Raw genomic sequence first — 13,578 nt, forward strand, 5'->3', positions numbered from 1 at the left:
TTTACTGGTCCTCTTTCACGGTAAGGGCCTCATCGATGAGGGCTTCCTGCTGCGCTTTGTGCTGGCTGGCAAGTCCGGTTGCCGGGGAGGCGGCGGCCGGACGGCCTACGAAGACGGGGCGGGTGTGTCGCGCGCCAATGCGCTCCAGTACCCATTCGATATTGGGTTCAACAAACGTCCAGTAGCCCTGGTTTTTCGGCTCTTCCTGACACCAAACGACGTCGGCTCCGGTAAAACGGCCAAGTTCCTTCGTCAGGGACAGGGCCGGGAATGGATAGAACTGTTCCAGACGCATCAGATAGATGTCGTCGATGCCGCGTGAGTCGCGTTCCGCCAGAAGGTCGTAGTAGACCTTGCCGGAACACATGACGACGCGCTTGATCCGGTCGTCGGAAACGAGCTTTGTTTCCGACAGGCCGGTATCCTCCCCGGTTTCGGCATCGTCCCATAGAACGCGGTGGAAACTGGAGCCGGGACCGAAATCCTCAAGCCGCGAAACGGCCTGTTTGTGGCGCAGAAGGGACTTTGGCGTCATCAGAACAAGCGGTTTACGGAAACTGCGGTGCATTTGCCGGCGCAGGATGTGGAAGTAGTTCGCCGGGGTCGTGCAGTTGGCCACGATCCAGTTGTCGCCGGCACAGAGTTGGAGGAACCGTTCCGGACGGGCCGACGAATGTTCCGGTCCCTGACCCTCGTAACCATGGGGCAGGAGCATGACGAGACCCGACATGCGCAGCCATTTGCTCTCACCGGAGGAAATGAACTGGTCGATCATGATCTGCGCGCCGTTGACGAAATCGCCGAACTGGGCTTCCCAGAGGGTCAGTGCGTTGGGCTCCGCCAGTGTGTAGCCATACTCGTAGCCAAGCACGGCATATTCCGAGAGCATGGAATCCACGACCTCATACTGTGCCTGGCCGGACTTGATATGGTTGAGCGGGTAGTAGCGTTCCTCGGTTTCCTGGTCGATGATGCCGGAGTGACGGTGGCTGAAAGTACCGCGCGTACAGTCCTGTCCGGAGAGGCGGACCGGGTAGCCTTCAGTCAAAAGTGTTCCGAATGCCAGTGCCTCGGCCGTTGCCCAGTCAATGCCGGTGCCGGAAGAAATCATCTTCTCTTTGGCGTCGAGCATGCGCTGAACGGTACGGTGGGGGGTCAGCGAGTCGGGCAGGCGGGTCAGGGCCTGGCCTACCTCTTTCAGTGTCTCCATCGAGGACGCGGTTTTGCCACGCTGGTAGTCACCGTCCTTGGCGGCCATACCGGACCAGCGCCCGTCGAGCCAGTCGGCCTTGTTGGGACGATAGCTTTTCCCGGCCTCGAACTCCTCGTTGAGAAAGGCCTGGAAGGCGGTTTTCATATCCTCAATTTCGCCTTCGGGGATCAGCCCGTCCGCGATCAGCCGTTCGGTGTAGAGCTGAAGTGTCGTTTTGTGCGCCTTAATCGACTTGTACATCTGCGGCTGGGTGAACATGGGCTCGTCGCCCTCGTTGTGCCCAAACCGGCGGTAGCAGAACATGTCGATGACAACGTCCTTGTGGAACTTCTGCCGGAATTCGATTGCCACACGGGCTGCGTGCACAACCGCTTCCGGGTCATCGCCGTTGACGTGGAAAATCGGGGCCTCAACCATCAGCGCGATGTCGGTTGGGTAGGGGGAGGACCGCGAGTTGTGCGGGCTGGTCGTGAAACCGATCTGGTTGTTGACGACCAGGTGGATGGTCCCACCGGTTTTGTGCCCCTTCAGGCCGGAGAGGCCGAAGCATTCCGCGACCACGCCCTGTCCGGCAAATGCGGCGTCACCATGCAGAAGGATGGGAAGCACCTTGGTGCGGTCGGAATCGTTTTTCTGCTCCTGTTTGGCACGGACCTTGCCGAGAACGACAGGGTTCACCGCCTCCAGGTGGCTTGGGTTGGCAGTTAGGGACAGGTGGACATTGTTTCCGTCGAATTCACGGTCGGACGATGCGCCGAGGTGATATTTCACGTCGCCGGAGCCCTCAACCTCATCGGGTTTGAAGCTGCCGCCCTGGAATTCGTTGAAGATGGCCTTGTAGGGTTTGGCCATCACGTTGGCGAGCACGCTCAGGCGGCCGCGGTGCGGCATGCCGATGACAATTTCCTCAACACCGAGGGCGCCACCACGTTTGATGATCTGCTCCATGGCGGGGATGAGGCTTTCACCACCGTCCAGACCGAAACGTTTGGTGCCGGTGTATTTGACCTGAAGGAATTTCTCGAAGCCTTCGGCCTCGACCAGTTTATTCAGGATCGCGCGGCGTCCACGCTGGGTGAAGGCGATTTCCTTGCCAAGACCCTCAATGCGTTCCTTAAGCCAGGAGGATTCCTCCGGGCTGGAGATGTGCATGTACTGCAGCGCAAAGGTGCCGCAATAGGTGCGTTTTACGAGGGCCAGGATCTGACGCATGCTGGCCGTCTGAAGCCCGAGCACGTTGTCGAGGAAAATCTGACGGTCCATGTCGGCTGGAGTGAAGCCGTAGGATGCAGGGTCGAGTTCGGGATGATCCACATCCTCGGTCAGGCCAAGCGGATCAAGGTCGGCGGCCAGGTGACCGCGAATTCGGTAGGCACGGATAACCATGAGGGCGCGCACGGAATCGAGAACGGCCTGACGGACCTGGTGGTCGGTCAGTTCAACGCCTTTTTCAGTCGCCTTGTCCCTGACTTTTTTGGCCACGGCCTTTTCCGGCTCGGGACCCCATTGGCCGTCAAGGGCGGCCGTCAGTTCATCGTTGGGAGCAGGGGGCCAGTCGTTTCTCGCCCAACTCGGACCCTGGGCTGCGGTGGTCACGTCCACCGGCGCGTCATCGAGCCCCGCAAAATAGGATTTCCAGCTTTCATCCACGCTTTCGGGATCCTGGGAATAACGGGCGTGCAACTGCTCGATGAAATCGGCGTTATGGCCCTGCAGGAACGAGGAAGAATGAAAGACCGTGTTTTGAGATTGCTCGGTCATGGCGTCTGACGGGGAATGCCCGCTCCCTTTGGTTGTGGTTCCTCTTTGCAACACCGGAACCTGGTGTGTGGGTCCCATGCAGATGATCAGACCGCATGGGATGTTTTCATGGAAGCGCCTCAGCCGATGGCTTTGAGAACGGCCTCACCTAAACCGGCCGGGCTGTCCGCGACGACGATGCCTGCGGATTTCATGGCTTCGATCTTGTCGTCAGCGCCGCCCTTGCCGCCCGCAACGATCGCACCGGCATGGCCCATGCGACGGCCCGGAGGTGCGGTACGTCCGGCGATGAAGCCGGCACAGGGTTTGGAACGGCCCTTTTTCGCTTCGTCCTTAAGGAACTGGGCTGCCTCTTCTTCCGCGGAACCGCCGATTTCACCGATCATGATGATGGATTCGGTTTCATCGTCGGCGAGGAACCACTCGAGCACGTCGATATGCTCGGTGCCCTTGATCGGGTCTCCGCCGATCCCGACGCAGCTTGACTGGCCGAGGCCTGCAGCCGTTGTCTGGCCAACTGCTTCGTAAGTCAGGGTGCCGGAGCGGGATACGACGCCAACAGAGCCACGTTTGTGGATGTGGCCGGGCATGATGCCGATTTTACAGGCGTCAGGCGTAATGACGCCTGGGCAGTTGGGTCCGATCAGAATCGAGGAGGATCCCTGAAGGGCGCGCTTCACCCGCATCATGTCGAGTACCGGGATGCCTTCAGTAATGCAGACGATCAGCGGAATTTCGGCATCAATCGCTTCGAGGATTGCGTCGGCAGCGAAGGGCGGGGGCACGTAGATGGCGGATGCATTCGCGCCGGTGGTCTCGCGGGCTTCGGCAACAGTGTTAAAAATTGGCAGGCCGATGTGCTCGGAGCCACCCTTGCCGGGTGTTACGCCGCCGACCATCTGGGTGCCATAGGCGATCGCCTGTTCTGAATGGAACGTGCCCTGTGAGCCGGTGAGGCCCTGGCAGATTACCTTGGTGTTTTCGTCTACGAGAATGGCCATATTATTCGCCTTTCACGGCAGCTACGATCTTCTGGGCGGCGTCGCCGAGGTCATCGGCGGCAATCACGGAAAGACCGGATTCGTTGATGATTTTCTTGCCGAGTTCCACGTTCGTGCCCTCAAGCCGGACCACGAGTGGCACCTCAAGCCCCATCTCTTTCACGGCAGCGATAACGCCTTCCGCGATGACGTCGCAGCGCATGATGCCGCCGAAAATGTTTACAAGGATGCCTTTAACGTTGGGATCCGAGGTGATGATCTTGAAGGCCTCGGTCACCTTTTCCTTGGTTGCGCCGCCGCCCACATCGAGGAAGTTGGCCGGTTCGGAACCGTAGAGTTTGATGATGTCCATTGTGGCCATTGCGAGGCCGGCGCCGTTGACCATGCAGCCGATTTCGCCGTCGAGCGCGATGTAGTTCAGGTCATGCTTGGAGGCCGCAAGTTCCTTGGGGTCTTCTTCGGTCTCGTCCCGGAGCGCGGCAATTTCCGGCTGGCGGTACATGGCGTTGCCGTCAAAACCCATTTTTGCGTCGAGGCATTTCAGGTTTCCGGATTTGGTCACGATCAGCGGGTTGATCTCCAGCATCTCGCAGTCACGTTCGGTGAAGAGTTTGTAGAGCCGGAAGATCAGGTCAACACACTGTTTGATCTGCTTGCCCTGCAGGCCGAGAGCGAATGCCACACGGCGACCGTGAAATCCGGAGATTCCCGATGCCGGGTCAACTGTGAAGGTCAGGACCTTTTCGGGAGTGCTTGCGGCGACTTCCTCGATATCCATTCCGCCCTCGGTGGAGCAGACGAATGCGACGCGGCTGGTGTTGCGGTCGATCAGCAGGGCGAGGTAGAGTTCACGCTCAATTTCGGCGCCATCTTCGAGGTAGATGCGGTTTACGGTCTTGCCTGCTTCTCCGGACTGGTGTGTGACCAGAGTGCGACCGAGCATTTTCTGGGCTTCCTCGGCGGCTTCCGAGGCGGATTTTGCAATGCGGACACCGCCCTTTTCACCGGCTTCCGCTTCCTTAAATTTACCTTTACCGCGTCCACCGGCGTGAATCTGGGCTTTAACGACCCAGATCGGACCGTCCAGTTCGCCTGCTGCGGATTTGGCTTCTTCCGAGCGCAGTACGACCCGTCCATCGGAAACAGGCGCGCCGTATTCCTTCAGGAGCTTTTTCGCCTGGTATTCATGAATGTTCATTTCCGCCGTCCCTCCGGGGTTCTAGTTCACCATGCGCTTTGACATTGCTCAATCGTTATGAGCATGCTTTCCGGGTTGCAAACGAAATTCCCGGGATTTCCAGCATTCGTGGGAATATTTCTGATTTTGTGATCACACTATTTTTTTTGTGATCACAAAACCTGAGTGCCTGCAATTTTGCGCAAATTTGTCCAGAAAAACGGGGAGAATCAGGAGAGCCGGGATTCGCAATTTCAAATGTATTTTGATGTCAACGGTCCCGAGCGATTTGTTTGCTGTTCGGTTAATAGCGGCGCTGTCCGAGGGTCGATTGAGTTTCCCGGGGTATTCGGCACAAAAAAAGCCCGGGGATTTTCCCGGGCTTTGGTGTTCGATGATCTGGTAAACGGAGCCTAGAGGTTCTCGTCGATACCCTTACAGGCTGCGATCAGTCCCTGGACGGATTCAACGGATTTGTTGAAGGCTGCCTTGGACTCTTTGTTCAGCTTGATTTCGATCACACGCTCAATGCCGCCGGCGCCGATGACGGTCGGGACGCCCACATAGATGTCGTTCAGGCCATATTCGCCGCCAAGATGGGCTGCACAGGGAAGAACGCGCTTCTGATCCTTGAGGTAGGCTTCAGCCATCTCGATGGCGCTGGCTGCTGGCGCGTAAAAAGCCGATCCGGTTTTCAGGAGCGAAACAATCTCGGCACCGCCGTCACGGGTACGCTGGATGATGGCGTCGAGTTTTTCCTGGGTGGTCCAGCCCATTTCCACGAGGTCGGGCAGGGGAATGCCTGCGACGGTGGAATAGTTGGGCAGCGGAACCATGGTGTCGCCGTGACCGCCGAGAACGAATGCGGTGACGTCCTTGACCGATACGTTGAATTCCTCGGCCAGGAAGTGCCGGAAGCGGGCGCTGTCCAGAATGCCCGCCATTCCGCAAACCTTGTTGGCGGGAAGGCCGGAGAACTCGCGCAGTGCCCAAACCATCGCGTCAAGCGGGTTGGTGATGCAGATGACAAACGCGTTGGGTGCGTGGGCGGCGATACCCTCACCAACGGATTTCATGACTTTGAGGTTGATGCCAAGTAGGTCATCGCGCGACATGCCCGGCTTGCGTGGGACACCGGCCGTTACGATGCAGACATCCGCATCAGCAATGTCCTCGTAGGAATTGGTGCCTTTGAGGTTGGCGTCGAACCCGTCAACCGGGGAGCTTTCGGCGATGTCGAGAGCCTTGCCCTGTGGCGTTCCTTCAGCGATGTCGAAAAGGATTACGTCACCAAGTTCTTTGAGGGCTGCCAGATGGGCGAGAGTGCCCCCGATCTGTCCAGCACCGATCAATGCGATCTTTGGTCTTGCCATTTGGCCTGGTCTCCCGTTGTGGTGTAATCGCCGGTTGGCTAGCCCTTTGGGCGGTCTTAATCAAGGTGCAAAGCAGCAAAACCCCGGAGTGACGATGGTAGTGGACACCATATTTTTGGCAGCGGCCATCCCTGCCGTTCTGTTTGCGGGAATTTCGAAAGGGGGGTTCGGGTCGGGTGCGGCCTTTGCCGCAACGCCTCTTCTGGCCTTGATTCTTGAGCCCGCTCAGGCCGTGGGACTGATGCTGCCGCTCCTTATGATGATGGATGTGGCGAGCCTGAAATCATACTGGGGAAAGTGGAGCAAAGAACACGCACTTCGTCTCGCTCTGGGGGCAATTCCTGGTGTCGTGTTGGGCGCATTAGTGTTCAAAAACATCAGTGCGGATGGTCTGCGCCTCATGGTGGGACTCGTCGCGGTTGGGTTCGTTGCCTACCAGTTGGCGCGGTCACGCGGTCATCTGAATACGGGCAAGACATTTGTCGCGCCGTTCTGGGGGTATTTCTGGGGGGCGGTCTCGGGGCTGACCAGTTTCATCAGCCATGCCGGTGGGCCGCCGTCGACCACGTATCTGATGGGATCGAAACTGGGAAAAACCGCCTATCAGGCTACCACTGTAATCGTGTTCTGGTGGATTAACCTGATCAAGTTCCCCTTTTACCTCGGGCTGGGGATGCTCGACAGGGGGGCACTGTCCACATATCCGTGGCTGGTGCCGACCGCTCTTGTGGGGGTCTTTATTGGGGTTCGGGCGCATAACATGATACCCGAGACCATCTTTTTCCGGATCACCTATGTTTTGCTGACCATCACAGGCGCAAAACTGATCCTGGATGCCCTGACCTGAGCCAGGGCGAAAGGTCTTAGGCCGGGTTGCCGGTCGGGGTCAGAGGGTTAGCCTTGGCTTCCCACATCTGGCCGGATGCCACGAGGCAGGCCATGCCGTTGGGGCGCGAAATCAGGATGGTCCAGCTGCCGGACTTGTCGGAGGCATAAACCTCAAGCACGGCGTTGTTTTGGTGGAGGCCGAGGCTCTGAAGGGTTTCGCCGTATTTGTCGGCAAGACGCTTAATAACCATTTCGCGGTCGGCGCAGGCGTTGGTGGCCTGGGCGTTAACGGCGGTGACGGGAGCTGCGACGGCGAGGCCTGCCGCGAGGCCGAGTGCTGCGATTGGGGAGGCGATTTTCATCTTCAGTTCCTTATCCTTGGCGGGCCGGAAACCGGGGCACCGGACACCGCGGCTTCTGCTGCGGATCTTCTTGCCGGAACGGTCAGGCTTACCTGTGTGCCTGCTTGTTACCGGGTGCGTCCTCCCCCTGGAGCAACCATCCCGACTGACCTCAAAAATGGGTGCGATTCGCGAATAATTGGTTAATGACGCGGGCGGTCACGTTAATCGGACCGCAACGGACCTAATTTCAGGCTTGAATTTTTTGGGCCGCCCCTTATGCATTATGCTGCATTGCAACGAGGAAAGGCACCCCGTGGAACAAGGCGTATCTCCATACCGCTCCGTTCTTTATTTGCCTGGTTCCCGTGAGCGCGTGCTGGAAAAAGCGAAGACACTTCCGGCCGATGCTCTGATCCTTGATCTTGAGGACGCGGTAACGCCTTCGGAAAAGCCCGCGGCACGCGAACTGGTCGCGAGGGCCGTTAAGGCCGGTGGTTTCGGCCCGCGGAAGGTGCTCACCCGAATTAATGGTTTGGATACGGAGTGGGGTGGCGAGGACCTTGTCGCGATGTGTGCGGCCGGTCCCGACGCCATTCTGATCCCGAAAGTTGAAACGGCGGCGATGATTGTCGAGGTCGCCGGGATCATGGCCGCAAGCGGAGCGCCGGAAAACACGCGGATTTGGGCGATGATGGAAACGCCCCGAGGGGTGTTAAACGCTCTGGAAATTGCCGGCGCCGATCCCCTGCTTGAAGGCTTCGTCATGGGGACGAATGATCTTGCAAAGGAACTTGGTGCCGCGCAGACACCGGACAGGCAGCCTCTGATGACAGGGCTTGGACTGTGTCTGTTGGCAGCCAGAGCCGAAGGGCTGGTTTGTGTCGATGGTGTTTACAACGCCTTCAAGGATGATGAAGGGCTGGAGGTCGTTTGCATTCAGGGTCTGGAAATGGGTTTTGACGGCAAGACGCTGATCCATCCGGCACAGATTGAGATTACAAACAGGGTGTTTGCGCCGAGCGAAGAGGATCTTGCGCTTGCACGGGAGCAGATTCAGGCCCATGAGGAAGCCGAAGCACGCGGGGAGGGCGTTGCCGTCGTCAATGGCCGTATCGTTGAAAACCTCCATGTGGAAACCGCGAGAAAACTGTTGGGTCAAGCCGATGCTATTGCCAGACTCTCCGAGAGCAGTGATGCCGTCTGATCCAGCCCGACGAGAGGGGAGACGACGGAATGGCGTTGCTTGTACTGGGTGTGCTGCTCTGGGTGGCTGCGCACTGGCTTAAACGGCTGGCGCCCGAGTTTCGTGCCGGTCTGGAGACAAGGTTCGGTGCCGGCTCCAAAGGTGTGGTTGCCGCGGTTATCGGTGTCTCACTCGTTTTGATGATCGTCGGTTATAGGTCTTCGGACTTCATCCATGTCTATGCGACACCGTTTTGGACTGTCCATCTTAATAACCTGATGATGTTGTTTGCTGTCGCTCTTATGGGGGCTGGCAAGTCGAAGGGCCGGGCGCGGGCTCTGATGCGCCATCCGATGCTGGTCGGTGTGATAGTCTGGGCGGTCGCACATCTGATGGTCAACGGTGACCTGGCCTCGGTCATTTTGTTTGGCGGGCTTGGTGCCTGGGGTGTGGCAAGTATTGTCATGATCAACCGTGCCGAACCGGAGTGGACGCGGCCGGAACCTGGACCACTGAAAGGCGACATTCGTCTCGCGGCGATTACGGTTGTGCTGTTTATTGTTATTACCGGCGTTCACGCGCTGGTCGGTCCGTCACCATTTCCGGGATAAATTGAGATGCTTGCTTACCGACTGCTCACTGAGGAAGACACATCGGCTTTTTGCCACAAGGTGACGAAAGCCCTGTCACTGGGCTGGTCGCTTCACGGCGGACCGGCCTATGCATTTGATACGGCGGCCGGGGTCATGCGCTGCGGGCAGGCGGTCGTCAAGGAGGTGGATGGCGAGTATGATCCGTCCATGAAACTCGGGGAGTTGTAGGTGACGAAATCCAAGACCTTTGCCGGGTATTTTTTTGAGGACTATTACGTCGGTCAGGTGATCGCGCATGCGGTGCCACGAACTGTCACGGAAGGTGATCGGGCGGTCTACCAGTCTCTTTATCCCAGTCGGTTTGCGGTGGCGTCCTCGGACGAATTCGCGCGGGCCTGTGGTTTTGAAAAAAGTCCGGTTGATGACCTGATTGCGTTCCACGTAGTGTTTGGAAAAACCGTTCCCGATATAAGCCTGAATGCGGTGGCAAATCTGGGCTATGCGGATGGACGGTTTTTGCGCCGGGTCTATCCGGGCGACACACTGACCTCATCCAGTGAGGTGATTGGGCTCAAGCAAAACTCCAACGGCAAATCCGGTGTTGTTTATGTAAGGACGACGGGCCGAAACCAGCATGGCGAAGAGGTCCTGACCTACTGTCGCTGGGTGATGGTCCGCAAGCGGGACGTCGATGCGCCAGCAACTGACACGGTTGTTCCTGATCTGCCCGATGTCGTTTCCGCGGACAAACTTGTGGTTCCGGACGGGTTGAGCTTTGCCGGGTATGACCATGCCCTGGCGGGAGAAAAACATGGTTGGGGCGATTATGCTCCGGGCGAAAGGATCGATCATGTAGACGCGGTGACCGTCGAGGACGCCGAGCATATGATGGCAACCCGGCTTTGGCAGAACACGGCCAAGGTACATTTTGATACAACGGTGCGGGATGACGGATCGCGGCTCGTGTACGGCGGGCATGTGATCTCGATAGCGCGGGCTTTGTCGTTTAACGGGCTTGCCAACGCGCAGTTTATTGCTGCGATCAATTCCGGCGCCCACGCAAATCCATGCGTTGCCGGCACCACCATAGGGGCGTGGTCGGAAGTGCTGGAACGGTCGGAAACCGCGGTGCCTGATGTTGGGGCGCTGCGTTTAAGAACAGTTGCAACCAGCCGGAAAGACGTCGGTTTTGAGCTGCGTGGAGACAACGGTAGATACCTTCCGCATGTGTTGCTTGATCTCGACTACTGGGTGTTCATGCCGGTATGACGTGCGGGGATGAACAGACCGTGGGATTTGCGGTTCAAGCTTGCAATTCGGCGGGATTTGGTGAATGACCTTCACAGGTTACCGGTTCGGCGGTGAAAATTCCGGGAAACATTCACGCTCTTTAAACGCGTGTTGCCGCACTGTTTTGACCGGTCTGTACCGGCACGACGCGAAAATAGGGAACTGAGCATGGCTGATGTCAATCGCGGGAACCGACCGCTTTCACCGCATCTCACGATATACCGTCCACAACTTACTTCCATGTCGTCGATCATGGTGCGTATCACGGGGATCGCACTTTTTTGTCTGTCGATTTTAATCGTTTTCTGGCTCCTTTCCGTATCATCGTCGGAAGGAGCTTTCGGTTTCATGGACGGCTTGATGCGCAGCTGGTTTGGCGACCTGATTTTGTTCGGTGCGACATGGGCGCTGATTTACCACATGTTCGGTCGACTGCGGCATGTGATTTGGGATTTCGGATACTGCCTCGACGTGGAAAAATCCGAAAAAATGGCCAAGATCATGTTCGGTGGCGCAACGGTCCTGGCGATCCTTGTCGCTTTGGTGGTGTAGGAAGATGGCAATGAATTTTCTGACTGATCGCAAGCGTGCGCAGGGGATGGGGTCCGGGCGTGACGGAACAAAACATCACTGGCAGATGATGGCGAGTTCGGTGGCGCTGGTGGTTATGGTGCCGCTCTTCATCTTCACGTTTGGCCTTGGCATGGGCGGAACACAGGAAGAGGTGATCTCCTATTTTAGCCGGCCGTTCCCGGCGATTGTCACCGGTCTTGGGCTGATCGTTGGTATCCGGCACTTCATGTTTGAGGTGCAGGAGGCCGTTGAGGACTACATTCATGGTCTGGCCGGGAAGCTCGTACTGATGGCCGTGACGGCCATTGCTTACACGCTGATTGCGATTGGCCTTTTCGCCCTCGCCAGAATTGCGCTTTAGGAAATGGAATAACACAGTGGCAGCATACGAATACGAGACGCATGACTATGACGTCGTGATCGTGGGGGCCGGTGGCGCAGGATTGCGTGCGACCCTCGGCATGGCCGAGCAGGGTCTTCGGACCGCCTGCGTGACCAAGGTTTTTCCAACGCGCAGCCATACCGTGGCCGCGCAGGGCGGTATCGCCGCATCGCTGAAAAACATGGGGCCCGACCACTGGCAGTGGCACATGTACGACACCGTCAAGGGTTCGGACTGGCTGGGTGACACGGATGCGATGGAATATCTCGCCCGCGAAGCGCCCAAGGCGGTTTATGAACTTGAGCACTATGGGGTGCCCTTCTCCCGGACCGAAGAAGGCAAAATCTACCAGCGTCCGTTTGGTGGCCATACCACTGAGTTTGGTGAGGGGCCGCCGGTACAGCGGACCTGTGCCGCTGCAGACCGTACGGGCCATGCCATTCTGCACACGCTCTATGGTCAGTCGCTGAAGCACAATGCCGAGTTTTACATCGAGTATTTTGCGCTTGATCTGATCATGTCGGAGGACGGCAGGTGCCAGGGTGTGCTCTGCTGGAAACTGGATGACGGCACGCTGCATCTGTTCAATGCGAAGATGGTTGTCCTCGCAACGGGTGGATATGGCCGCGCCTATTTCTCCGCAACCTCCGCGCATACATGTACCGGAGACGGTGGTGGCATGGTTGCCCGTCAGGGACTGGCGCTGCAGGACATGGAGTTCGTTCAGTTCCACCCGACCGGTATTTATGGCTCAGGCTGCCTGATTACCGAAGGTGCGCGCGGTGAGGGTGGTTATTTGACCAACTCCGAGGGCGAGCGCTTCATGGAGCGTTACGCGCCGACCTACAAGGATCTGGCCTCCCGCGACGTGGTATCGCGTTGCATGACGATCGAGATCCGCGAAGGCCGTGGGGTGGGTGCGGAGAAGGATCATATCTTCCTGCATCTGGATCACCTACCACCTGAGGCACTTGCGGAGCGTCTTCCGGGTATTTCCGAAAGTGCCAAGATTTTTGCCGGAGTGGATCTGACAAAGGAACCGATCCCTGTACTGCCGACCGTTCACTACAATATGGGCGGCATCCCTACGAATTACTGGGGCGAGGTTCTTGCACCCACGGTGGACGATCCTGATCGGATTTTCCCCGGCCTGATGGCCGTCGGGGAGGCCGGCTGCGCGAGTGTACACGGAGCGAACCGTCTTGGTTCAAACAGTCTGATTGACCTTGTGGTATTTGGCCGTGCCGCTGCCATCCGCGCCGCGAAAGTCGTGGATCCGGCAGCGCCGAACCCGGAAGTCAACAAGGCATCGGTTGAAAAGGCATTGGATCGTTTTGACGGGTTGCGTCATGCGGATGGGGCGGTTCCGACCGCTGAACTGCGTTTGGAAATGCAGAAGACCATGCAGGCCAACGCGGCCGTGTTCCGTACCTCCGAGGTTCTCAAGGAAGGTTGCGAACTGATGGATGGTGTCGCGGCCAAGATGTCGGATCTGAAAGTCACGGACAGGTCGATGATCTGGAACTCCGATTTGATGGAGACGCTGGAACTGACCAACCTGATGCCAAATGCTCTGGCAACGATTGTTGGCGCCGAGGCTCGTCACGAGAGTCGCGGTGCACATGCCCACGAGGACTTCCCGGATCGGGACGACAACGAATGGCGGAAACACACTCTGGCGGAGGTCGGTGACGACAACGAGGTGACGCTGTCGTACCGTCCGGTTCATCTTGACCCGCTGACCGCGCATGATGAAGGCGGGATTGATCTCGCGAAGATTGCTCCGAAGGCTCGCGTTTACTGAGCCGCTTATGATGTTGCCCGGTCCCGGTTGACGGGGCCGGTGGAGGTTTGGACCCG

The 13,578-nt window shown here is 58.0% G+C and carries 13 protein-coding genes; 8 read left to right on the top strand and 5 right to left on the bottom strand.

What is annotated here, in order from left to right:
* Position 1: 1 nt before the first annotated feature.
* The 4 genes from ACP15P_RS04755 to mdh form a co-directional block, all read right to left on the bottom strand.
* The gene (locus tag ACP15P_RS04755; RefSeq protein WP_424927366.1) at positions 2 to 2,974 is read right to left on the bottom strand and encodes a 2-oxoglutarate dehydrogenase E1 component; all 2,973 of its coding nucleotides are present in this window, start codon (positions 2,972 to 2,974) and stop codon (positions 2 to 4) included.
* Between the two features lie 119 nt (positions 2,975 to 3,093).
* Positions 3,094 to 3,975: a succinate--CoA ligase subunit alpha gene (gene sucD / locus ACP15P_RS04760; RefSeq protein ID WP_424927367.1), complete on the bottom strand. Its 882-nt coding sequence runs from the start codon at positions 3,973 to 3,975 to the stop codon at positions 3,094 to 3,096.
* Between the two features lies 1 nt (position 3,976).
* Positions 3,977 to 5,173: an ADP-forming succinate--CoA ligase subunit beta gene (gene sucC, locus ACP15P_RS04765; protein WP_424927368.1), complete on the bottom strand. Its 1,197-nt coding sequence runs from the start codon at positions 5,171 to 5,173 to the stop codon at positions 3,977 to 3,979.
* Positions 5,174 to 5,565: 392 nt separating this feature from the next.
* Complete coding sequence (gene mdh / locus ACP15P_RS04770; RefSeq protein WP_424927369.1) at positions 5,566 to 6,525, bottom strand: malate dehydrogenase; 960 nt, start codon at positions 6,523 to 6,525, stop codon at positions 5,566 to 5,568.
* A 94-nt stretch (positions 6,526 to 6,619) separates the two neighbouring features.
* On the opposite strand from mdh, the gene ACP15P_RS04775 reads away from it, so the two are divergent.
* Positions 6,620 to 7,372: a sulfite exporter TauE/SafE family protein gene (locus tag ACP15P_RS04775; RefSeq protein WP_424927370.1), complete on the top strand. Its 753-nt coding sequence runs from the start codon at positions 6,620 to 6,622 to the stop codon at positions 7,370 to 7,372.
* Positions 7,373 to 7,388: 16 nt separating this feature from the next.
* Here ACP15P_RS04775 and ACP15P_RS04780 read toward each other — a convergent pair whose 3' ends face one another.
* Positions 7,389 to 7,715 (bottom strand): hypothetical protein, encoded by a 327-nt coding sequence (locus tag ACP15P_RS04780; RefSeq protein ID WP_424927371.1) that lies wholly within the window; start codon positions 7,713 to 7,715, stop codon positions 7,389 to 7,391.
* 295 nt (positions 7,716 to 8,010) lie between these two features.
* Between ACP15P_RS04780 and ACP15P_RS04785 the strand changes: the two genes are divergently transcribed.
* The 7 genes from ACP15P_RS04785 (at position 8,011) to sdhA (ending at position 13,522) form a co-directional block, all read left to right on the top strand.
* Positions 8,011 to 8,901 (top strand): HpcH/HpaI aldolase/citrate lyase family protein, encoded by an 891-nt coding sequence (locus ACP15P_RS04785; protein ID WP_424927372.1) that lies wholly within the window; start codon positions 8,011 to 8,013, stop codon positions 8,899 to 8,901.
* 29 nt (positions 8,902 to 8,930) lie between these two features.
* Positions 8,931 to 9,491, top strand: a complete 561-nt coding sequence (locus ACP15P_RS04790; protein WP_424927373.1) for an NnrU family protein — start codon at positions 8,931 to 8,933, stop codon at positions 9,489 to 9,491.
* 6 nt (positions 9,492 to 9,497) lie between these two features.
* On the top strand, positions 9,498 to 9,701 hold the full coding sequence (locus ACP15P_RS04795; protein WP_424927374.1) for a DUF1737 domain-containing protein: 204 nt from the start codon (positions 9,498 to 9,500) through the stop codon (positions 9,699 to 9,701).
* Positions 9,702 to 10,742, top strand: a complete 1,041-nt coding sequence (locus ACP15P_RS04800) for a MaoC family dehydratase (RefSeq protein WP_424927375.1) — start codon at positions 9,702 to 9,704, stop codon at positions 10,740 to 10,742. It begins immediately after the preceding gene.
* A gap of 189 nt (positions 10,743 to 10,931) precedes the next feature.
* Positions 10,932 to 11,315, top strand: coding sequence for a succinate dehydrogenase, cytochrome b556 subunit (sdhC, locus tag ACP15P_RS04805; RefSeq protein ID WP_424927376.1), 384 nt, complete (start codon positions 10,932 to 10,934; stop codon positions 11,313 to 11,315).
* 10 nt (positions 11,316 to 11,325) lie between these two features.
* Positions 11,326 to 11,697, top strand: coding sequence for a succinate dehydrogenase, hydrophobic membrane anchor protein (sdhD, locus tag ACP15P_RS04810; protein WP_424927377.1), 372 nt, complete (start codon positions 11,326 to 11,328; stop codon positions 11,695 to 11,697).
* A gap of 16 nt (positions 11,698 to 11,713) precedes the next feature.
* Positions 11,714 to 13,522 (top strand): succinate dehydrogenase flavoprotein subunit, encoded by a 1,809-nt coding sequence (gene sdhA, locus ACP15P_RS04815; protein WP_424927378.1) that lies wholly within the window; start codon positions 11,714 to 11,716, stop codon positions 13,520 to 13,522.
* The last annotated feature ends 56 nt before the right edge of the window (positions 13,523 to 13,578 follow it).

The sequence above is a fragment of the Amaricoccus tamworthensis genome, assembly GCF_049800875.1.
GTDB classification, from domain to species: domain Bacteria; phylum Pseudomonadota; class Alphaproteobacteria; order Rhodobacterales; family Rhodobacteraceae; genus Amaricoccus; species Amaricoccus tamworthensis.

Bases quoted from the DNA above. Each gene is read 5' to 3' on its own strand.
- ACP15P_RS04795 (WP_424927374.1), top strand. From the start codon at position 9,498: ATGCTTGCTTACCGACTGCTCACTGAGGAAGACACATCGGCTTTTTGC.
- sucC (WP_424927368.1), bottom strand. From the start codon at position 5,173: ATGAACATTCATGAATACCAGGCGAAAAAGCTCCTGAAGGAATACGGC.
- ACP15P_RS04790 (WP_424927373.1), top strand. From the start codon at position 8,931: ATGGCGTTGCTTGTACTGGGTGTGCTGCTCTGGGTGGCTGCGCACTGG.
- sucD (WP_424927367.1), bottom strand. From the start codon at position 3,975: ATGGCCATTCTCGTAGACGAAAACACCAAGGTAATCTGCCAGGGCCTC.
- ACP15P_RS04755 (WP_424927366.1), bottom strand. From the start codon at position 2,974: ATGACCGAGCAATCTCAAAACACGGTCTTTCATTCTTCCTCGTTCCTG.
- ACP15P_RS04780 (WP_424927371.1), bottom strand. From the start codon at position 7,715: ATGAAAATCGCCTCCCCAATCGCAGCACTCGGCCTCGCGGCAGGCCTC.
- mdh (WP_424927369.1), bottom strand. From the start codon at position 6,525: ATGGCAAGACCAAAGATCGCATTGATCGGTGCTGGACAGATCGGGGGC.
- ACP15P_RS04775 (WP_424927370.1), top strand. From the start codon at position 6,620: ATGGTAGTGGACACCATATTTTTGGCAGCGGCCATCCCTGCCGTTCTG.
- sdhC (WP_424927376.1), top strand. From the start codon at position 10,932: ATGGCTGATGTCAATCGCGGGAACCGACCGCTTTCACCGCATCTCACG.
- sdhD (WP_424927377.1), top strand. From the start codon at position 11,326: ATGAATTTTCTGACTGATCGCAAGCGTGCGCAGGGGATGGGGTCCGGG.